General features: G+C 44.5%; 17 protein-coding genes. 9 read left to right on the top strand and 8 right to left on the bottom strand.

All coding sequences use genetic code 11. The features are described 5' to 3' along the window. Positions 1 to 121: 121 nt before the first annotated feature. From QYT14_RS07515 to QYT14_RS07505, 3 genes are all read left to right on the top strand, one after another. On the top strand, positions 122 to 1,144 hold the full coding sequence (locus QYT14_RS07515) for a sugar kinase (RefSeq protein ID WP_288324759.1): 1,023 nt from the start codon (positions 122 to 124) through the stop codon (positions 1,142 to 1,144). A 31-nt stretch (positions 1,145 to 1,175) separates the two neighbouring features. Then, positions 1,176 to 1,850 carry a bifunctional 4-hydroxy-2-oxoglutarate aldolase/2-dehydro-3-deoxy-phosphogluconate aldolase gene (locus QYT14_RS07510; RefSeq protein ID WP_237039327.1) on the top strand — a complete coding sequence of 225 codons (675 nt, stop codon included), beginning with the start codon at positions 1,176 to 1,178 and terminating at the stop codon, positions 1,848 to 1,850. 219 nt (positions 1,851 to 2,069) lie between these two features. Beyond that, positions 2,070 to 2,888, top strand: a complete 819-nt coding sequence (locus QYT14_RS07505) for a M48 family metallopeptidase (protein WP_288324760.1) — start codon at positions 2,070 to 2,072, stop codon at positions 2,886 to 2,888. 160 nt (positions 2,889 to 3,048) lie between these two features. Here the strand turns inward: QYT14_RS07505 and QYT14_RS07500 are convergent, their stop codons facing one another. Both QYT14_RS07500 and QYT14_RS07495 read right to left on the bottom strand, forming a co-directional pair. Then, positions 3,049 to 5,229, bottom strand: coding sequence for a S9 family peptidase (locus QYT14_RS07500; RefSeq protein WP_288324761.1), 2,181 nt, complete (start codon positions 5,227 to 5,229; stop codon positions 3,049 to 3,051). A gap of 140 nt (positions 5,230 to 5,369) precedes the next feature. Next, positions 5,370 to 6,002, bottom strand: coding sequence for a DNA-binding protein (locus QYT14_RS07495; protein ID WP_288324762.1), 633 nt, complete (start codon positions 6,000 to 6,002; stop codon positions 5,370 to 5,372). Between the two features lie 78 nt (positions 6,003 to 6,080). On the opposite strand from QYT14_RS07495, the gene QYT14_RS07490 reads away from it, so the two are divergent. Continuing rightward, on the top strand, positions 6,081 to 6,212 hold the full coding sequence (locus QYT14_RS07490; RefSeq protein WP_288324763.1) for a hypothetical protein: 132 nt from the start codon (positions 6,081 to 6,083) through the stop codon (positions 6,210 to 6,212). A gap of 182 nt (positions 6,213 to 6,394) precedes the next feature. On the opposite strand, the gene yidC is transcribed toward QYT14_RS07490, so the two are convergent. Together yidC and QYT14_RS07480 are read right to left on the bottom strand one after the other, a co-directional pair. Beyond that, positions 6,395 to 8,260, bottom strand: a complete 1,866-nt coding sequence (yidC, locus tag QYT14_RS07485) for a membrane protein insertase YidC (RefSeq protein WP_288324764.1) — start codon at positions 8,258 to 8,260, stop codon at positions 6,395 to 6,397. A 38-nt stretch (positions 8,261 to 8,298) separates the two neighbouring features. Next, complete coding sequence (locus tag QYT14_RS07480) at positions 8,299 to 9,900, bottom strand: CTP synthase (protein WP_237039332.1); 1,602 nt, start codon at positions 9,898 to 9,900, stop codon at positions 8,299 to 8,301. A gap of 261 nt (positions 9,901 to 10,161) precedes the next feature. On the opposite strand from QYT14_RS07480, the gene QYT14_RS07475 reads away from it, so the two are divergent. Continuing rightward, entirely contained in the window at positions 10,162 to 11,550 is a 1,389-nt protein-coding gene (locus QYT14_RS07475) for a DUF3078 domain-containing protein (RefSeq protein WP_237039333.1), read from the top strand. Between the two features lie 137 nt (positions 11,551 to 11,687). Here QYT14_RS07475 and QYT14_RS07470 read toward each other — a convergent pair whose 3' ends face one another. After that, positions 11,688 to 12,776: a UDP-N-acetyl glucosamine 2-epimerase gene (locus tag QYT14_RS07470; RefSeq protein WP_288324765.1), complete on the bottom strand. Its 1,089-nt coding sequence runs from the start codon at positions 12,774 to 12,776 to the stop codon at positions 11,688 to 11,690. 82 nt (positions 12,777 to 12,858) lie between these two features. Here QYT14_RS07470 and QYT14_RS07465 point away from each other — a divergent pair, with 82 nt between their 5' ends. The 4 genes from QYT14_RS07465 (at position 12,859) to QYT14_RS07450 (ending at position 17,040) form a co-directional block, all read left to right on the top strand. After that, positions 12,859 to 13,467 (top strand): trimeric intracellular cation channel family protein, encoded by a 609-nt coding sequence (locus tag QYT14_RS07465; protein ID WP_237039335.1) that lies wholly within the window; start codon positions 12,859 to 12,861, stop codon positions 13,465 to 13,467. A 164-nt stretch (positions 13,468 to 13,631) separates the two neighbouring features. Next, complete coding sequence (locus tag QYT14_RS07460) at positions 13,632 to 14,135, top strand: RNA polymerase sigma factor (protein ID WP_005938855.1); 504 nt, start codon at positions 13,632 to 13,634, stop codon at positions 14,133 to 14,135. Positions 14,136 to 14,324: 189 nt separating this feature from the next. Further along, positions 14,325 to 16,100 (top strand): biotin/lipoyl-binding protein, encoded by a 1,776-nt coding sequence (locus QYT14_RS07455; RefSeq protein WP_288324766.1) that lies wholly within the window; start codon positions 14,325 to 14,327, stop codon positions 16,098 to 16,100. A gap of 109 nt (positions 16,101 to 16,209) precedes the next feature. Next, positions 16,210 to 17,040, top strand: coding sequence for an N-acetylmuramoyl-L-alanine amidase-like domain-containing protein (locus tag QYT14_RS07450; RefSeq protein WP_237039337.1), 831 nt, complete (start codon positions 16,210 to 16,212; stop codon positions 17,038 to 17,040). 8 nt (positions 17,041 to 17,048) lie between these two features. Here the strand turns inward: QYT14_RS07450 and mtgA are convergent, their stop codons facing one another. From mtgA to QYT14_RS07435, 3 genes are all read right to left on the bottom strand, one after another. Then, the gene (gene mtgA, locus QYT14_RS07445) at positions 17,049 to 17,759 is read right to left on the bottom strand and encodes a monofunctional biosynthetic peptidoglycan transglycosylase (protein ID WP_288324768.1); all 711 of its coding nucleotides are present in this window, start codon (positions 17,757 to 17,759) and stop codon (positions 17,049 to 17,051) included. 80 nt (positions 17,760 to 17,839) lie between these two features. Next, a complete protein-coding gene (locus tag QYT14_RS07440) occupies positions 17,840 to 18,559 on the bottom strand; it encodes an OmpA family protein (RefSeq protein ID WP_237039339.1) in 720 nt (239 codons plus the stop codon). Positions 18,560 to 18,608: 49 nt separating this feature from the next. Continuing rightward, positions 18,609 to 19,952, bottom strand: coding sequence for an MATE family efflux transporter (locus QYT14_RS07435; RefSeq protein ID WP_237039340.1), 1,344 nt, complete (start codon positions 19,950 to 19,952; stop codon positions 18,609 to 18,611). Positions 19,953 to 20,282: the final 330 nt, after the last annotated feature.

Raw genomic sequence — 20,282 nt, 5'->3', positions numbered from 1 at the left:
ATCCGAGTAGGGGACTGGGCGAAGATGTTAAAGCCTTAACAACTATCGGCTTGCAGACCAGTGCTTTAGTAAAGTGTAAAGTGAAACGAACAGATAAATAACAATTTAAAATCACGTAATTATGGGAAAAATAGTAACCTTAGGTGAAATCATGTTGAGACTCTCAACTCCGGGAAACACACGGTTTGTACAGTCAGACTCATTTGACGTAGTTTATGGCGGTGGTGAGGCAAATGTGGCAGTGAGCTGCGCCAATTATGGTCATGAAGCTTATTTTGTAACAAAACTACCGAAGCACGAAATCGGCCAGTCTGCTGTCAATGCTTTGCGCAAATATGGTGTGAAGACTGATTTCATTACTCGTGGTGGTGACCGCGTGGGTATCTATTATTTGGAAACGGGAGCGTCAATGCGTCCTAGCAAGGTTATTTATGACCGTGCACACTCGGCTATCTCAGAGGCCGACCCCACTGATTTTGATTTCGATGCCATTATGGAAGGGGCCGACTGGTTCCATTGGTCAGGTATTACTCCTGCCATTTCCGACAAGGCTGCCGAGTTGACCCGATTGGCTTGTGAAGCCGCCAAACGTCATGGTGTGACGGTTTCTGTAGACCTCAACTTCCGTAAAAAGCTGTGGACAAAAGAAAAGGCACAGTCTATCATGAAACCGTTGATGAAGTATGTGGATGTATGCATTGGTAATGAGGAAGATGCGGAACTTTGCCTTGGGTTCAAACCGGAAGCAAATGTGGAAGCCGGCGAAACAAATGCCGAAGGCTACAAAGGCATTTTCAAGGCAATGGCTCAGGAGTTCGGATTCAAATATGTTATTTCAACTTTGCGTGAATCGTTCTCGGCTTCTCACAACGGCTGGAAGGCAATGATTTATAACGGTGAGGAATTCTATGAATCAAAGCGTTATGATATCAATCCTATTATTGACCGTGTAGGTGGCGGCGACTCATTCTCAGGAGGTATTATTCATGGATTGCTGACAAAACCCAATCAGGGTGCGGCTTTGGAATTTGCTGTTGCAGCTTCTGCCTTGAAGCACACCATCAATGGTGACTTCAATCTGGTTTCTGCTGAGGAAGTGGAAGCATTGGCAGGCGGCGATGCCAGCGGACGTGTTCAGAGATAAGAATTCAGACATATTTTTGTAAAACAGTAAAATGGCAAAATTTGATAAAATAGCTGTGTTGAACAAGATTGGTTCTACCGGCATGGTTCCTGTGTTCTACCATAAAGATGCAGAAGTGGCAAAGAAAGTGGTAAAAGCCTGTTATGAAGGCGGCGTTCGTGCGTTTGAATTCACTAATCGTGGTGATTTTGCTCACGAAGTATTTGCCGAGGTAGTAAAATATGCAGCTAAGGAGTGTCCTGAAATGGCAATGGGAGTTGGCTCGGTTGTTGATCCGGCTACCGCTGCACTGTATCTTCAGTTAGGGGCAAATTTCGTTGTCGGCCCATTGTTTAATCCTGAAATAGCCAAGATTTGCAACCGTCGTCTGGTGGCTTATACTCCGGGATGCGGAAGCGTGTCTGAGGTAGGTTTTGCACAAGAAGTGGGCTGTGACCTTTGCAAGTTGTTCCCCGGTGATGTACTCGGTCCGAAGTTGGTAAAAGGTTTGCTGGCACCGATGCCTTGGTCAAAACTGATGGTGACCGGTGGGGTAGAGCCTACTCAGGAAAATCTTACTTCATGGATTAAAGCAGGTGTTTTCTGCGTAGGTATGGGCTCTAAGCTTTTCCCGAAAGATAAAGTGGAAGCGGAAGACTGGGCTTATGTTACTGCAAAATGTAAAGAGGCTTTAGGCTACATTGCCGAGGCTCGCGCAAATAAATAAAGAGCAGGCTCCCCTCGTTGTGTGTAGGGGAGATGCTAAGGCAAGATTATCATTTTGTTTAAAGGTGTGTATAAAAAAGGGTGAAAGCCGTCGCAAACTGAATTTGCGGCGGCTTTTCGTTTAAAATATTAGTGAAAAGATTGGTGGATAAACGATAATTTTGTTCTTTTGTGTCATATTTAGAAATAGAATTAAAAACCATTAACAACTTACACGAAAATGAAAAAGACTTTGATGAAACTGGCAGTTGTACTGTTGTGTATGACGTGTTCTGTACCGGTAATGGCACAGTTCAATTTGAAAAAGGCCATAGGTGGCGCTGTGAAAGCTGCAAAGGCAGTTACGCTGACCGATGAGCAGATGAGGGAATATGTAAAAGAATATATTGACTGGATGGACAAACACAATCAGGTATGTGCCGATGATGATCCATACACAGTTCGTTTGAAAAAGCTGACCGAAGGTTTGAGTGAAGTGGAAGGCATTCCTTTGAATTTCAAGGTGTACTATGTGATTGATGTGAATGCGTTTGCTTGTGCCGATGGTAGTGTCCGTGTCTTTTCTTCTTTGATGGACATTATGAGTGATGAAGAATTGCTGGGCGTAATTGGCCACGAGGTAGGTCATGTAGCCCATAAGGATTCTAAGAACGGTTTCCGCACGGCATTGCTGACTTCAGCTTTGAAAGACGGTATTTCTTCGCAAGGCGGCAAAGCTGCTGCACTTACAGAATCTCAGTTGGGCGATTTGGGAGAAGCGTTGGTTAATGCCACTTACTCACAAAAACAGGAGCGTGAGGCGGATGACTACGGTTACGAGTTTCTGAAGAAAGCAGGGAAAAATCCGTGGGCAATGGCTCTGTCTTTCCAAAAACTGAAACAGTTGCAGGAAGAAGCCGGTGCACAGAAGAGCAGTAAACTGAATCAGTTATTCTCTACTCACCCCGATCTTGATGTCCGCATCAAGCGTATGGAGGAAAGAGCTACCGGCGAAGGTATCGAAAAGCCGGAGAATAAAACACCGGAGGCTGCCCAATAAGACATAAGAACATCCGTGTTGTTTGTTAAAACAGACAATGACAGCTTAAGGAAGTTGTAAATCATAAAAAGAGTCATATTCTTACTCAGGATTGAGTTTGATATGACTCTTTTTTGTGGTTATGTTTTATATAATGTTCGGACAGAATGTTTCCGCTGAATTATTTCTTCAGCCACTTGTCCAGCCAGCTAAAGAAGGTGCGTTGCCACAACACTCCGTTCTGGGGCTTCAATACCCAATGGTTTTCGTCCGGGTAAAGCAATAGCTCGGCAGGAACTCCGCGAAGCACGGCTGCATTAAAGGCAGACATACCCTGTGAGGCCAGGATGCGATAGTCCTTTTCACCGTGGATACACAGGATGGGGGTATCCCATTTGTCTACAAAACGGTGGGGCGAATTGGCAAACGTGCGTTGTGCCGTTGCATTATTCTTATCCCAGTATGCGCCGCCCATATCCCAATTGGCAAACCACATTTCTTCCGTTTCCAGATATTGCTGTTCTATATTGAAGATACCATCGTGTGCGATGAAGGCTTTAAAGCGCTTGTCATGGTGACCGGCCAGCCAATAGACCGAATATCCGCCGAAGCTGGCGCCCACACATCCCAGACGGTCTGTGTCCACATAAGGCTCCTTAGAAATATCATCGATGGCCGACAGATAGTCTTTCATACACTGACCTCCGTAATCGCCACTGATTTGTTCCAGCCATTCCATGCCGAAGCCGGGCAGACCGCGACGGTTGGGGGCAATGATGATGTAGTCGTTGGCCGCCATTATCTGGAAGTTCCAACGGTAGCTCCAGAACTGGCTGACAGGACTTTGCGGGCCGCCTTCGCAGAATAGCAGAGTGGGGTATTTCTTGTTCGGATCAAAGTTGGTGGGATAGATTACCCATGAAAGCATTTGTTTGCCATCGGTGGTCTTGGTCCATCTTTCTTCCACTTTGCCCAATTTCAGCTGATTGAAGATGTGGTCATTCTCATGTGAGATTTGAGCCAACTGACCGTCGGCAGGAGTGAGGGTATAGATTTCATCGGCTGCACTGATGGAATGGCGTTTGGTAACCACCTTATCGCCTGCCATCGCCACCGAACCGTAGTCGTACATACCGTCGGTCAGTTTCTTCACTTCGCCGTTCAGGTTAGTACTGTATATCATGCTGGTACCATGCCATACACCGACAAAGTACAGGCTTTGGGAGTCATTGTTCCAGCAATAGTCGTCTACACCCGATTCGAAACTCTCGGTGATATAAGTCTTCTTTTTGCTGCCCAAATCCATTACACACAGGCGGTTGCGGTCACTCTCATATCCGTCGCGTTCCATGCTTTGCCATGCGATGTACTTGCCGTCGGGCGAGAATTTGGGGTTGATGTCATACCCTTTGTTCTCGTCCTTTACAGTCAGTTTGACTGCTTGTGGGGTAGCGCCGTCCATTGCATTGGTCATGGTAGCAGGTATGCTGCTTTCAGTATAGTTCTTGCATAGATTCTCGGTCTTTTTGCTTTCCAAATCATAAAGGTAGATATCCGAATCGGTAGAGATGGCGTAAGCCAGCCCTTGCTTCTTGCGGCTGGTATAGGCTATTTGTTTAGAGTCGCTGCTCCATGCCAGTTGCTCGATGCCGCCGAACGGTTTCATCGGAGCTTCAAACGGTTCGCCCTCCATAATGTCGGTGGCCGTTCCCATCATGTTGCCGTCAAAGTCGGCTACAAAGGGATGCGGAGTCGTTTCCACCCATTCGTCCCAATGCTTGTACATCAGGTCGTTTACAATGATACCGCTGGCTTTGGGCAGGTCAGGATAGAGGTCTACGGTGCGCTGACCATATTTTACCTGCGAAATGAAAAGAATTTTTCTGCCATCCGGTGAGAACGAGAATCCTTCTATGTCTCCTTTGAAGTCGGAGATGATGCGGCGTTCCGAACCGTCAGGGTTCATTTCCCAAATCTGGCTGCCGCCACTTTCATTGCACAGGAATGCAATCTTGGTTCCTCCCTTTATCCATTGGGGCTCTCCTTCGTTCCAGGCTGTTTGGGTAAGCAGGGTATTGTTTTGCCCGTCGGCATCCATTACATAAATCACACGGTGGCTTTTGTTTTCGGGAACACTGTAGTATGCTACGGTGTAGGCTATTTTCTTGCCGTCGGGTGATACACTCAAGCTGCCTATACGTCCCATTGCCCAGAGGGTTTCGGGGGTGAGGCGGCCGTCTTTGATGGAAATCTCTTGCTTACCGATGATGGGCTCGTAGCCCTGTCCTTCCTGCTTTATCTCAGTGCAGGAAGAAGCTAGCATAAGTGCTGCTGCCATGATGGTTGCGCTTGATTTATTCATACTTAAAAGCTATTTTTTGATGATTAAATGATTGCAAAAATACACATAAAAGCCGGTGAAGTGAAATGTTCTTGCATATTTGTTCTTTTCTTTGTCCGCTTCAGGGAATGCTGTTGGTGTATTGGGTGTGTGGGGTATGGTCATTCGTCTTTTCGTCTCACATAAATCATTCCGTTTCTTTTTCCTTCCGTTGTGATTCCGCTGGCCGGGTCTTCTCTCAATCGTTTCAGTTCCAGGGTGGCGCTTGTCTTGCGCAGCCCGGTCAGCTTCATATAATCGGCTACGCGCATAAAATGATGTTCATCCAGATATTTCAAGGCGAGTGCGATACGCTCTTCGGGTGAGTAGGGCGAATGGTGGATGCGGCTCACCCCCGCACGCTTCAAGTCACAATGCCGGGCGGTTTCTTTTATCAGCTCCTTGCTGGCGCGGAAGTTTACCCCGTTCACCATGATGCTCCGCGCGTTTCGTTTTTGTTCGTCACCGTCCAGTGTGTCCGTTTCTTTGCCTTCGGCTATTCCCAAAGTGGGTTTGAAGGTTCCCACACCGTCGATGCTCACGCTGTATCCTTGTGCCATATAATAAGCCAGTTCGTCGGCAAGAGTGGTAAGTACGTGCAATACATTTCCTTCGCTCAGCCCTGAACCCGGACGTGCCAGCTTGCTGACGAATTCCCGGGCATTGATATTGTGATAGGTTTTCATGCGGTAGAACACCCGCTGTTCACCTGAGCCGTCCAGGTCACTCATTTCCTGTTTGATGTATTCAGCCATAATTGTCTGTCTGTATAAAGTTGATATTCATAGTATCCAAAGTCTTTGGAATCCCTATACAAAGGTACTATATGCCTGATGTATATCCTAATTTTTACCATTGATTTACAGGTTGATGGCATTGGTTTATGGATTAGTGCTTGTGATTTACGGATTAGTGGCTGTAATCCGGTTGTGCAGCAGGAAGCTTTGGGGTTTGTGATGGCATGAGGGAGGCTTTGTAAGGGGAAGGAAAAGAGTATGAGACGGTGTGGCGGGGGATTTCAATCAGTCCGCAATCCCCTCATCGGGTTGGTGCATCGGAAGAAAAGGCGGGGGCGGCCAAATCTCATTGAGAAATGGTCGCCCCCTTGATAATTATTAATTCAAAAAAAATGTAATGTTGCGGAGTTTTATTTTTTTCCTTTGTTCATTCTTTCCTGCTGCAGACGCTCCTGTTCTTTCTGCAGTGCTTCCAGCTTGGCCATCAGGCCACCGCCAGCTTTACCGCCGTTTTTCTGTTTCTTCTTTTCCTTGTTGGCTTCCAACTGTGCTAGAAGTTTCTTTTCATCGGTTGTCTTGCGCAGGATTACCATAGTCAGGATACCTATCAGACCGGAAATGAAGTAATAATAGTTCAGACCGGAAGAGTAACCGTTGAAAATGAAGATAAACATCACAGGCATGATATACATCATCAGTTTCATGCCCGGCATTTGCTGTTGGCCGGTGTCCTGTTGCTTCATGGTGTACACTGTATTCAGTATGTTGGTGATGCTGAACAGCAGACAGAACAGGCTCAAGTGGTTGCCCAGTAAAGGAATAGTGGTGCTCCAATGAATGATATCATCGTAAGTAGACATATCGGGAGCCCATAAGAAACTCTGTTGGCGCAGCTCGATGGCGTTTGGCACAAAGAAGAACAAGGCCATGAATACCGGCATTTGAATCAGCATAGGCAGACAGCCGCCCATCGGACTGACACCGTATTTGCTGTAAAGTGCCATTGTTTCCTGTTGCTTCTTCAGCGCATCCTCCTTTTTGGGATATTTGGCATTGATTTCGTTGATATAAGGCTTCAATACGCGCATCTTGGCAGACGACATATATGACTTGTGGGTAGCCGGATATACCAGTGCTTTTACGATAATGGTCATCAACAACAACACTATACCCATGCTCAGTCCCCAACCAGACAGCCAGTCGAACAAGGGGATGGTAAACCAGCGGTTAATCCATCGGATAATCGGCCAGCCCAAATATACCAGGTCTTCCAGTTCCAGGTCTTTTTGTGAAAGGCTCAAGTCATTGCTTGCCAGCAGTGTCTTGAAACGGTTGGGGCCGAAATAGAACTGCATATTGGTAGCCTGTTTTCCCGTGGGGTCAAAGAATGTGGTCATGTCTGCGGTATAGTTCTTCATATATCCGCTTCCCTCTTTTTGGGGAGTAGAGACCAGCGAAGCCTTGTCGAAGTCCTGATCGGCAATCAGCACGCTTGAGAAGAACTGGTTCTTGAACGCAATCCAGTCCAAGCGGTCGGTTACTTCTTCTTTGGCGTCTTTCATTTCGCTCAGGTAGTCGGAGCCTTTGTTTACCGGCTTGTAAGTGAGTGAAGTATAGCGTTGCTCAAAGCTGAATCCCTTTTCCAATTGGCGTGCACGCTGATGCCAGTTGATGTTGACAGTGTTGGCTGCTGCGGGGAAGAAATTCTGCATTCCGTTGGCACGGATGGAGAAATTCACCACATAGGTGTTGGGCAACAGCTTGTAATCAAAATCAATATAGCCTGCACCGTTGGTGGTCAGTCGCATCGTCACTGTAGTGTCTGTCACATTGGTCGGCTGGAAATAGAGGTCTTCGGTCAAGATGTTTTCGTTCTTTCCTTCGAAAGCGAAGTTCATGCCCGAGTCCTTTTCGTCGAACAGATCCAATGGCTTGCCGTCCTGACCGTTATAATCTTTCAGCATGGCAGCGCACACACGTCCGCCTTTATTAGTAAATGTTACTTTTACCAAATCGTTTTCCAGCGTTGTCAACTGCTCCGTACCCTGGCTCGCGCCATAAAGGAGTGAAGTGGAGTCTGCCTGTATTGTATGGGCCGGACTCTGCTGTGCTGCTGCCTGTTCTTGCATGGCAGCTTCTTTTTGGGCGATAGCCTGAATGGAATCCTGGTAGTGTTTTGCACGTGCCATCTCTTCCTGGCTGGGACGGTTGTAGATGCTGAAGCCTATTACAACTGCACCAATCAGGGCGAATCCCACTAAAGTGTTTTTGTCCATTTTTTCTTGTTTACCTTATTTATATTATAATTCTCGTTTTATCCTTTGTTAATGGCTGCCTTGATGAATGACAGGAATAACGGATGCGGTTTCAGTACGGTACTGCTGTATTCGGGATGGAACTGCACTCCGATGAACCATCTCAGGGTAGGAATCTCAACAATCTCCACCAAGTCCGATTCGGGGTTGATACCGACACACTTCATACCAGCTTTCTCAAATTCCTGTTTGTAGTCATTGTTGAATTCATAGCGATGGCGGTGACGTTCCTGAATGTGCTCGCTCTTATAGGCTTCGAAAGTCTTGGAATTCTGGTCGAGCACACATTCGTAAGCTCCCAGACGCATTGTGCCGCCCATGTTGGTGATGGCCTTCTGTTCTTCCATGATATCGATAACATTGTGCGGAGTCTTTTCATCCATCTCGCGGCTGTTGGCATCAGCATAGCCCAATACATTGCGGGCAAATTCGATGGCGATGCACTGCATGCCTAGACATATACCGAATGTGGGAACATTGTGTGTACGAGCGTACTTGATAGCTACAAACTTACCTTCGATACCACGCTGTCCGAAGCCCGGGCAGATAATGATACCGTCCATGTCTTTGATTTGCTCTTCCACATTTTCATCAGTCAGTTTCTCGCTGTTGATGAAGTGGATGTCGGCCTTGCGGTCGTTGTATGTTGCTGCCTGTGACAATGCTTCGAGGATAGATTTATAAGCATCCTGCAAATCATATTTTCCCACTAAGCCTATTTTTACTTTTTCGGTAGCTTTGTGACGACGGTCGAGGAAGTCTCTCCACGGGCCGAGGGTAGGAGTCTCGCCTACGGGTAAGCCCATTTTCTGAAGGATGGTGACGTCCAGACCTTGTTCCTGCATGCGTACGGGAACTTCATAAATAGTCGGCATATCCATGGACTGTACCACTGCATTTTCGTCTACATTGCAGAATAGAGCGACTTTCTTCTTCAGGTTAGTGCTCAATTCGTGTTCTGTGCGCAGTACCAAAATATCCGGCTGGATACCTACGGATTGCAGCTCTTTTACAGAATGTTGTGTCGGCTTTGTTTTCAGTTCGCCGGCAGCAGCCAAATAGGGTACATAAGTAAGGTGTACGCACAAAGCGTTGCGTCCCATTTCCCATTTCAACTGACGGATACTTTCCAAGTAAGGCAATGACTCGATATCACCTACCGTGCCTCCGATTTCGGTGATTACGAAGTCAAATTTATTTTTAGTGCCTAATAATTTTACGTTGCGCTTAATTTCGTCGGTGATATGAGGAATAACCTGAATGGTTTTTCCCAAATAGTCGCCACGGCGTTCTTTGTCGATAACACTCTTATAAATACGACCGGTTGTAATGTTGTTGGCTTTAGTTGTCTGGATGCCTAAGAAACGTTCATAGTGCCCCAGGTCAAGATCGGCTTCGTGACCGTCTACAGTCACATAACATTCACCGTGTTCATAGGGATTCAGAGTTCCCGGGTCGATGTTGATATACGGATCAAACTTTTGAATGGTAACATTGTAGCCTCTTGCTTGCAGCAATTTACCTATTGATGATGAAATAATACCTTTGCCCAATGAAGAGGCAACACCACCAGTTACGAAGATATACTTAGTTTCTCCCACTACTTAATATTTTTAATTGTTATTCTCTTAAATTATCGAAGTTGCAAAATTACAAAATCTTTTTCTGAATTCCCCGGTTGCACAACAAAAAATCATAATAGAACGTTTAAAAAGTAATCGGTGATGCTTTTTAAAAACTTCTTTCAGTTTTAAAAAGTCACTGATATGGTTTTTAAAAATACTTTTGTCTTTTGATAAAAGGAAAATTAAGTGTACTTTTGCACCATTTAAGTGTCTTTTTACGCAAAAACGATAAGGAATATGAAAAGAAAACTAGCTTTGCCCTTGATTTTAGCTTTGCTTTGTTCTGCGGCACCGGCACAGAAGATAACCAAAACGAAGGAAAGTCCAGCTGTAGCGGCATTTGCCGATTCTTTGGCTAATCTGAGAGCCGCTTATTATGCTTATTTTAGAATGTGGGATGACTTGGATGCTCCGGCTCCGCGTGTCCACCGTAATCCGGCTTATTATAAACTATTTGTTCCGCCTACTTATTATACAGCACCGGTGGAGCAAGCTTTCGAATTGAAGTGGTCGCCCGAAGAATATAATACTAAACACACAGCAGCAGACTCTGTTTACCGTGCCAAACAGGATTCCATACAGTTGTTTACTGTACCCGATTTGGAACGCTCGGCCAAGGTAGACCGTTGGGTGAATAAGATTCTTCTTAATTATTATATGCAGCACCCTGAAAAAGTGTTGGGTAACGAACTTTATCTGGCAGACTTGAAGCCTTTGGAGGATAGCCAGATAGTGAAAAATCCGCGCAAAGAGCATATTAAGAGTTTCTTGCAACCGGAAAATCCGGTGGAGAGTGTGGATACGGAAAGTGATTTGGTGATTGTCCGCCCCAACTTTTGGAAATATAAAGGAAACGGATATGCTCAATTCACGCAGCACTATATTTCGGATAACTGGTATAAAGGTGGTGAAAGTACCAATTCATTGCTGTCGGGCTTAGTGCTTGAAGCTAATTTTGACGATCGACAGCGACTGGAATTTGAGAATAAACTGGAAATGAAGTTGGGATTCGTTACTGCCCCTTCTGACACGGTTCATAAGTATAAGACAAACGCCGATTTGTTTCGGTTGAACAGTAAACTTGGTGTGAAAGCGTTCAAGAATTGGTATTATACATTGGCTGCCGAGTTCAAGACTCAATTCTTTGCTAATTACAAGACCAATACGAACGACATGATTTCTAACTTCATGTCTCCGGCACAGCTTGATATAACCCTCGGTATGGACTTTAAGCAAAACAAGAAGAATTATACTTTGTCTTTGCTGACCTCTCCGTTTGCATATACCTTTATATATATCAGTAATGATAAAATAGCCGACCCTGCTGCTTTTAATGTGGAGCCGGGGCACAGCACTGCTAACCTAATCGGTTCTAAATTCACAGGAAACCTTACTTGGAAGATTATTCCAAGCATCGTGTGGGAGTCTAAATTGGAATACTTTACTACTTATGATAAAGTAATTGCCAGTTGGGAAAATACATTCAACTTCGTATTAAACCGTTATTTGTCAACGAAGTTATTCGTTCATGCCCGCTATGATGATGGTGTGAAGCTGACGGATGATAATAAAAGCTACTTCCAGTTGCAGGAATTGCTGAGTTTCGGTTTGAACTATACTTGGTAAATTCTTCCAGCCTGTTGTGCTGTAGGAAAAAATATCAAAACTCCAATGTTACTTGAATAGATAAAGCAAGTCATTGGAGTTTTGACATTTTCGGATATGGGAAAGATTCCTCTCTTATTATAATATTGTTTTTTTCCTTATAATTTTTCTTCGAGCAAGGTTTGCACAATTCTTTCGGCGGCACGACCGTCCCAGCGTTCCGGCAGATGTCCTTCCTGCCATTCGCCTTTACTCAGTCTGTCAAGTGCGGCAGCCAAAGCTTCAGGTTCTTCACCCACCAGACAATTCGTACCGATACTTACGGTTTCAGGATGCTCGGCATATGTGTTCAGTGTGATGCATGGAATTCCGAGGAAGGTAGCTTCTTCGGCCACATTACCCGAGTCCGTGATAATGGTCTGTGCCTGATTCACCATATATCCGAAAGCCAGATAGGGTTGGGGAGGAAGAATGTGCAGTCGCTCGGAATGAACGCCCAGAGAGCTCAGCTTGTTCTTTACATAATTATGTAAAGGAGCGACAATCGGTTTATCTGTCTTCTCCAATATGGTCTGGAAAAGATTCTTCAGAACACTATCATTATTAATTAATGCATGCCGGTTTAAAGTAAGCAGGACGTATTCTTTCTCCTTCACTCCTATAATGGAAAAAGCCACAGGGCGTTGTAATCGTGTGCGGTTATATCGTAAGGTGTCGATTAAGATATTTCCAACAAAATGCACATGGGCTTGTTCTGTTCCTGTCTGGTTCAGGTTTCGGTTTGCAACCATTCCGGCAGTAAATAGAATGTCCGATAGTCCATCGGTAATCATTCGGTTGACCTCTTTCGGCATATCCATATCGAAAGAGCGTGTTCCTGCTACCAGGTGCGCTACTTTCAGCCCTTTCTTTTTAGCTACGATAGAGCAGGCCATGGTGGGGGTAAGGTCGTCTACCACAATGACAATTTGTGCAGGGTGCTTTTCCAGTTCACGGGCAAAAGCGACTACGATGCCTGCCATTCGTTGAAAGAAATCAGTATCATCCACTCTTAAATAAGCATCGGGGCGGGGCATGTCAAGGTCGGTGAACAAAGAAGGTTCCAGACTCTTGTCTTCGTCCGAACCTGTATATACCAGGCGGGCACTGATGTTCTTACCTGCTGCTTTGGCAGCGTTAATAGCACGCATTAAGGGGGCAATTTTCATGAAATTGGGGCGTGCGCCTGCGATAATTGTTATTTTCATTTCATTTTAGCTATTTTCAAAAGACAAAAATACGTTTTCTTATCGAAATTATTCGTTACTTTGCAGCCAAATAATTTTATTTATGATAACATTTGTACAAGTTTTAGATTTTATAGGAACGTTTGCCTTTGCCATTAGCGGCATCCGGCTTGCTTCGGCTAAACAATTTGACTGGTTTGGAGCTTATGTAGTAGGAATGGCAACGGCTATCGGCGGAGGTACAATTCGCGATGTATTGTTGGATGTGACGCCGGGATGGATGACCGACCCCATTTATTTGATATGTACGGGGCTTGCCTTATTTTGGGTGATTGCCTTTGGAAAGTATCTGATTCACATGCATAATACATTCTTCTTGTTTGACAGCATCGGTTTGGCACTGTTCACCGTTGTAGGTGTGGGCAAGAGTATTGCATTGGGGTATCCTTATTGGGTGGCCATCATCATGGGTAGTATTACGGGAGCTGCCGGAGGTGTAATCCGTGATGTGTTTATTAATGAGATTCCGTTAATCTTTCGTAAGGAAATTTATGCAATGGCGTGTGTCGTGGGCGGACTGGCTTATTGGCTATGCGACTTTGCCGGTATGGAAGCTTATGGATGTCAGGTAGTGGGAGGAGTAACCGTGTTTTTTACTCGTATTCTAGCTGTTAAATATAGTATTTGTTTACCAACTTTAAAAGGAGAATAGCTCTGAGAATCACCTGTTAATTGATAAAATAGGGGGTAAAAACTGATAATTGGCGGTTTTTACCCCCTATTTTGATAGTTTTTTCTTGTCCGCCCCTTAAAAAAGCCTTATCCTTGCAGCACGAGAGCATGAACAAAGAGTTATAAACCTAAACTTAAAAACTTATGAATAGTATTAGTTTTAAGAAAAACCTGCTTAGTGTGCAAGAAGAATTACTTCGATTTGCCTATAAACTGACAGCCGACCGTGAGGAAGCTAACGACCTATTGCAGGAAACATCACTGAAAGCCTTGGATAATGAGGATAAGTATATCCCCGATACTAACTTTAAGGGATGGATGTACACAATCATGCGTAACATCTTTATTAATAATTACAGAAAAATTGTACGTGACCAAACATTTGTCGACCACACCGATAATTTATATCACTTGAACTTGCCGCAGGACTCCGGTTTTGACAGCACAGAAGGTGCTTATGACATTAAGGAAATACACCGGGTAGTGAATCTCTTGCCGAATGAATACCGTATTCCGTTTGCCATGCACGTGTCGGGCTTTAAATATCGTGAGATAGCCGAAAAATTATCTTTGCCGCTTGGAACAGTAAAAAGTCGTATCTTCTTTACCCGTCAACGCTTGCAGGGACAGCTCCGTGATTTTGTATAATTAGTGTTTGTGAATAGCAAAAAGGCAGGATGGGTTGGTGTAATTCGACCTTTTCTGCCTTTTGTAGTTAACAATATGATATTAAACATGTTTTTAGAGAGCAAAAAATCCACTTGAATCTTAACTTTCTTTTTATTCATTTGTTATATTTGCAGAAGGACAAAAACACCTTTAAATCGAAATATAATTATGAAAAAAGAAATCAAATTCAGCTTGGTCTACCGCGATATGTGGCAGTCATCAGGAAAGTATCAACCCAGAGCAGACCAGTTGGCACGGATAGCTCCTCTTATCATTGAAATGGGCTGCTTTGCCCGTGTGGAGACTAATGGAGGTGCTTTTGAACAAGTGAACTTACTTTATGGGGAGAACCCGAATAAAGCAGTCCGTACGTTTACCAAACCTTTGCATGAAGCAGGCATTCAGACTCACATGCTCGATCGTGGCCTGAATGCATTGAGAATGTATCCCGTTCCCGCTGATGTGCGACGGTTGATGTATAAGGTGAAACATGCCCAAGGAGTAGATATCACCCGTATTTTCTGTGGGTTGAATGAAGTGCGCAATATTATCCCTTCTATAAAATATGCCAAGGAAGCCGGAATGATTCCGCAGGCTACCTTGTGTATAACTTATTCTCCGGTTCACACCGTAGAGTACTATTCACGTATAGCCGACCAGTTGATAGAGGCGGGAGCTCCCGAAATCTGCCTGAAGGATATGGCAGGTATCGGACGTCCCGAGATGCTGGGGCAGCTGGTGAAAAATATCAAGGAAAAACATCCCGAAGTGATTGTTCAATATCACGGACACACGGGACCGGGGTTGTCGATGGCATCTATTTTGGAAGTTTGTGAAAATGGTGCCGATATTATTGATGTTGCAATGGAACCCTTGTCATGGGGAAAAGTGCATCCTGATGTCATCTCTGTTCAGGCTATGCTGAAGAATGCCGGTTTCCGGGTGCCTGAAATCAATATGAAGGCTTACATGAAGGCACGCAGCATGACGCAGGAGTTTATAGATGATTTCTTGGGTTACTTTATTGATCCTACCAACAAGCACATGTCTTCACTGTTGCTTGGTTGCGGGCTTCCGGGGGGCATGATGGGTTCTATGATGGCCGATTTGAAGGGGGTGCATTCGGGCATCAACTTGATATTGAAAGGGCAGGGCAAAGAGCCGATGAGTTTGGATGACCTGGTAGTGATGCTATTTGAGGAAGTAGAATATGTATGGCCGAAATTGGGTTATCCTCCGTTGGTGACTCCATTTAGCCAATATGTGAAGAATGTGGCTCTGATGAACGTAATGCAATTGATAAAAGGCGAAGAACGCTGGACAATGATAGACAACCATACCTGGGATATGATATTGGGAAAGAGTGGCAAATTGCCCGGTGAGTTAGGTCCCGAAATTATAGAACTGGCAAAGAGCAAAGGATTGGAATTTACGAATGAAGACCCGCAACTAAACTATCCTGATGAGTTGGATAAATACCGCAAAGAAATGGATGATAATGGTTGGGACTATGGAGAAGATGATGAAGAACTCTTTGAACTGGCCATGCACGACCGTCAATACCGTGATTATAAATCAGGGATTGCCAAGAAGCGTTTCTTGGATGACCTGCAACGCGCCAAAGATGCGGCAATGGCAAAAAGTGGTTTTAATGAAGAAGAAATAAAGAAGTATAAACGTGCCAAGGCCGATCCGATTATTGCACCCGACAAGGGACAGATATTATGGGAAGTGTCGGTGGAAGGCCCGTCGACAGCTCCTTTTATCGGTCGCAAGTATCAGCATGACGAAGTGTTCTGTTACATCTCCACTCCGTGGGGAGAATATGAAAAGATAATGGCCAACTTCACCGGAAGGATAGTGGAAGTATGCGCTGCACAGGGGGCGGTTGTCAACAAAGGTGATGTGATTGCCTACTTGGAACGAACAGAGTTTTCTGCTTGATTTATAATGTAGCAACAAGGGATGGGCGTTTGTTTTTCTAAAAAACAGGCGCCTGTTTTTCTTCTTATCTATTTAATTACTATCTTTACTCCTTCAGAAAATCAACAGGATGAAACGAACGGCTTTATTATTCTTTTTGGCAGGGATGCTGATGCTTCCTGCGGCAGCTCAGGAGAAGGACAGTATAAAAGTGGAAGCTTTATTGCAGAAAGCGTCGGAATTACCCGCCGATAGTAGCAGAACAATGTTTTTTGCCCAACAGCTGTTGGGCGTACCTTATGTGGCGGGAACCTTGGATGAAGGCAAAGAGGAAAAACTGATAGTCCATTTGGACAAGGTGGATTGTACGACCTTTGTTGAAACGGTTTTAGCTTTGGCTTTAGCAGATAAAGAAAAGAAAAGGAACTTTGGCAGTTTTAAAAAGGCGTTGCAACATATTCGTTATAGGGGCGGAATATTGGATGGCTATCCATCACGTCTGCATTATTTCAGCGAGTGGATAAAAGATAATGAGCGGAAAGGCATTGTAAAGGAACGGACAGATGAGTTCAGTACTCAGCAAGAAGAACTTCATCTCAACTTTATGTCTACCCATCCCGATAGTTATAAGCAGTTGAAGGATAATCCTCATTTAGTAGCTGAGATAGTGCGGCAGGAACAGATGTTGAATGGGAATGTGGTTACTTATTTCCCGAAAGATCAATTGAGTTATCCTCCTTATAAGTTGAATATTAAGAACGGTGATATATTGGCAATCACAACGAACATTGCCGGGCTTGACGTGGTACATGTCGGTTTTGTTTGTTGGGTGGGTGATACCCTTCACTTATTGCATGCTTCCTCTGTGGCAAAGCAGGTTATTTTGGATCCGCAGCCGATGTACGACTATTCTAAGAATAAAAGGACTCATACAGGGGTGCGGATAATCTCCGTATTGTAAAGACAGAGCTAGGTGTTCTTCGTCTTCTTCTTTTCTTTGGGAGGAAAAGCGGGGACACATTTCATCAGATAAAGGATTTTCTTTTGCCTTTTAAACATATAATTGCTTGGCTTGCCGGAGTTAAACTTGCGGGGATTGGGCAGGCTGGCTGCTATCAAGGCACATTCGCCCGGAGTCAAGTTACCTGCCTTCTTATTAAAATGTTCCTTGGCGACAGCTTCTGCTCCATAGATTCCTTTTCCCATTTCGATGGAGTTGAGATAAACTTCCATAATTCTTTCCTTACTCCAACACAGTTCTATGAGGGTAGTGAAATACACTTCCAACCCTTTTCTCAGCCAAGAGGAGGCCGGCCATAAAAACACGTTCTTGGCAGTCTGTTGGCTGATAGTGCTTGCGCCGCGAGGACGTTTTCTGGTCTTGTTTTCCTCCATGGCCTTTTCTATTTCTTTAAAATCGAATCCATTATGTTCGGCAAACCGGTTGTCTTCCGAGGCGATGACAGCCATGGGCAGGTGTCGGGAAATCTTCTCTTTCGACACCCAAGTATGTTTCCATTTAATATCTTCGCCATGAATCACCTGCTGTGCGGTTCGGATGAACATTAGGGGAGTAAAATAAACGGGAATAAAACGCAAGGCTATGACTGACAGAATAGATGAGCCAAAGAATACAATCAATAGATTGCGGATAAATTTAAAAATCTTCTTTTTCTTCATGTTTGTGTAGCGGAAAAAAGTAAAATCACGCTTTCATCTACTCCTGTGAGTGGATTGAAAGCGTGATTTTGCCGTATAATTTATTTCAATGTACCGGCTTCTGCCTGCTGAATCATTTGCTGGCTGGCATACATGTATACTTCCACGCGACGGTTCTGTTGACGTCCTTCGGCAGTATCATTGTTTGCTATAGGATCAGCCTGGCCCATACCTTCAACCGATTTGATTTGAGAACTGCTGGCACCGCAACTCAACAAGTAACTAGCTACACTCTGTGCACGTTCTTGAGACAAATTGAGGTTCTTCTGGATGCTTTGCTCAGCAGTGCTGTTTCTCCAACCTTGGTTGTCGGTGTAACCATATATGGATACATCCATATCTCTGTTCTGGTTCAATACATTGTTGGCAAATTTGCTCAATGCAGATTTAGCCTGAGGACTTAAGGCAGCATTTCCGGTATTAAAGAGAATGCCCGAGTCGAAAGTCACTTTTACAGCCTGAAGGCCGTTGTTGTCGGTCACTTGCTCTACCTGGGCACCTTGAATTTGAGCAGCTTCGGCAGCCGCCTTATCCATTTTCTTACCAATCAAAACGCCGGCTCCCGTACCAACGGCAGCACCGATAGCAGCACCGATAGCGGCACCTTTACCGTGTCCGGCAATACCTCCGATAATAGCACCCAAGGCAGCACCGCCACCACCGCCGATTAATCCGCCTTTGGTTGTATTATTCATGTTACCACATCCACTGAATACTAATGTTGCACTCAGCAAAAAAGCAATAAATTTAGTCTTTCTCATAATCTCATTTGTTTTTAATTATATAATGACTTAATGCAAAAATTGTTCATTAATTAACCTGATAACTTAATGCCTTTTTCTTGATAGCCATAAACCATATCAGGCAAATAATCCCTTTCATTGTACTGGTAATGGTCACGCTCCACCAAATGCCCGGCAATCCCCATCCCCATGAAACAAACAGAAGTGCCATCGGGATGCGCAGATAATTGCAACTGACACTTATCACGGCAGGCGGCATGGTGCGCCCTATTCCGTAGAACACCCCCTGAATGGTGATTTCAAGCATCATAAATATTTGGGAGTATCCGTCAATGCGTAAAAATACACCGCCGGTCTCGTAGGCCGCTTTTTCTGGTACAAAGATAGAAAATATTTCATTACCATAGCATATAAAAATGAAGGTACAGAAGGTGCCGAAGATAAAAGTCATCCACAGTGTGGTGTGGTAGGCTTTCAGTACACGTGTTACTTGGCGTGCTGCGTAGTTTTGAGCTACAAAAGCACTGAGGGCAGTGGCAAAACCTTGTGAGGTGTTCCAGGTTATGGCTTCAATCTGTCCGCCTGTAGTGAGGGCCATCAGTCCCAAATGTCCACCTTGTTCGGAAGCGGTTCGTCCGAGAAACATATTGACGAATGCAAACAGGGTATTGAATGTTGCTACAGGGAGTCCTATCTTGATGATGCGTACTGCGTATTGTTTTTTAAGGCGCGTAAAGAAAATAAAGTTGTCCCACAGAATCTTTTTTTTCTTTAGTTCGTAGACAAAAAGGAAACATACGATGGCTTCTGCCAGCCATGTGGCAATGGCAGCGCCGGTAGTTCCCCATTCTAAACCAAAGATGAAGAGAGGGTCGAGTATAATATTAGTTATCAGGCCAATACCATTGATAGAAAAAGGAATCTTGCTTCTTCCTGCAGCATTGAATGTTCCGGTAAAAGCGGTGGACAGGAATACGAATGGTAATGCTGTAGATACAATGCGCAGATATTCTACTGCCATGTCTTCGATGTGTGGTTGCAGTTCGTAGATGCCGATGATAGGGCGTGCAAAGATAAACAGCAAGGCGCCCCAAAGCACGGAAATCAACAGTGCCAAAGTAATATTATTGGAAGCAAAACTGCGTGCGGCTTGTTCGTCCTGAGCACCGATTGCTTGTCCCACATTCACTTCGGCACCTACTTTATTGAGTAGGGCAATGGCAGTAGACATCCATGTGAGAATTCCTACGGAGCCCACTGCGGCAATGGCTTCGCTTCCCAATCTTCCTACCCATGCCATATCTGTCAGGCTATATGCCATTTGGATAAAAGAAGTAGCCATGATGGGCATTGCTAAAGTAAAAAGTTGGCGTAGAATGGGACCTTGAGTTAGATTCTTTGTTCCTTTCATCAGTCGTTAATGTAAAATGTGTGCAAAGGTATAAAAATAAAGGAGGATTTCCAGTAGAGATGAAAAACATTTAGGCTTTTTCAAAAAAGTCGGAAAGTGTTTCTTTAAAAGACCTTGATGTTTTCTTTAAAGCTGGAAGAGCTTTGAAAAAAGACCTTGCTCTTTTGCGAGGAGGTTGTTGTACGACGTATCATCAGTTTAATACATTCTTCTATGTTTTACTGCAATTGCTTCGAACAGGCACCTCCTGCTCCTACGCTTGGCGATGTTAATGTATTACTTTTCCCTGTAGTTAAAAGAAATGAGGTTGTCCAAAATGGGACAACCTCA

It is taken from the genome of uncultured Phocaeicola sp. (assembly GCF_948499155.1).
Taxonomy (GTDB): Bacteria; Bacteroidota; Bacteroidia; order Bacteroidales; family Bacteroidaceae; genus Phocaeicola; species Phocaeicola faecalis.
This window is presented reverse-complemented; position numbering and strand designations above follow the sequence as displayed.

Excerpts from the sequence above, each read along its gene's own strand:
- yidC (WP_288324764.1), bottom strand. The coding sequence starts at position 8,260 with ATGGACAAAAACACTTTAGTGGGATTCGCCCTGATTGGTGCAGTTGTA.
- QYT14_RS07515 (WP_288324759.1), top strand. The coding sequence starts at position 122 with ATGGGAAAAATAGTAACCTTAGGTGAAATCATGTTGAGACTCTCAACT.
- QYT14_RS07470 (WP_288324765.1), bottom strand. The coding sequence starts at position 12,776 with ATGAAAATAACAATTATCGCAGGCGCACGCCCCAATTTCATGAAAATT.
- QYT14_RS07500 (WP_288324761.1), bottom strand. The coding sequence starts at position 5,229 with ATGAATAAATCAAGCGCAACCATCATGGCAGCAGCACTTATGCTAGCT.
- QYT14_RS07505 (WP_288324760.1), top strand. The coding sequence starts at position 2,070 with ATGAAAAAGACTTTGATGAAACTGGCAGTTGTACTGTTGTGTATGACG.
- QYT14_RS07465 (WP_237039335.1), top strand. The coding sequence starts at position 12,859 with ATGATAACATTTGTACAAGTTTTAGATTTTATAGGAACGTTTGCCTTT.
- QYT14_RS07435 (WP_237039340.1), bottom strand. The coding sequence starts at position 19,952 with ATGAAAGGAACAAAGAATCTAACTCAAGGTCCCATTCTACGCCAACTT.
- QYT14_RS07455 (WP_288324766.1), top strand. The coding sequence starts at position 14,325 with ATGAAAAAAGAAATCAAATTCAGCTTGGTCTACCGCGATATGTGGCAG.
- QYT14_RS07460 (WP_005938855.1), top strand. The coding sequence starts at position 13,632 with ATGAATAGTATTAGTTTTAAGAAAAACCTGCTTAGTGTGCAAGAAGAA.
- QYT14_RS07490 (WP_288324763.1), top strand. The coding sequence starts at position 6,081 with ATGTATATCCTAATTTTTACCATTGATTTACAGGTTGATGGCATTGGT.
- QYT14_RS07440 (WP_237039339.1), bottom strand. The coding sequence starts at position 18,559 with ATGAGAAAGACTAAATTTATTGCTTTTTTGCTGAGTGCAACATTAGTA.
- QYT14_RS07475 (WP_237039333.1), top strand. The coding sequence starts at position 10,162 with ATGAAAAGAAAACTAGCTTTGCCCTTGATTTTAGCTTTGCTTTGTTCT.
- QYT14_RS07450 (WP_237039337.1), top strand. The coding sequence starts at position 16,210 with ATGAAACGAACGGCTTTATTATTCTTTTTGGCAGGGATGCTGATGCTT.
- QYT14_RS07510 (WP_237039327.1), top strand. The coding sequence starts at position 1,176 with ATGGCAAAATTTGATAAAATAGCTGTGTTGAACAAGATTGGTTCTACC.
- mtgA (WP_288324768.1), bottom strand. The coding sequence starts at position 17,759 with ATGAAGAAAAAGAAGATTTTTAAATTTATCCGCAATCTATTGATTGTA.
- QYT14_RS07495 (WP_288324762.1), bottom strand. The coding sequence starts at position 6,002 with ATGGCTGAATACATCAAACAGGAAATGAGTGACCTGGACGGCTCAGGT.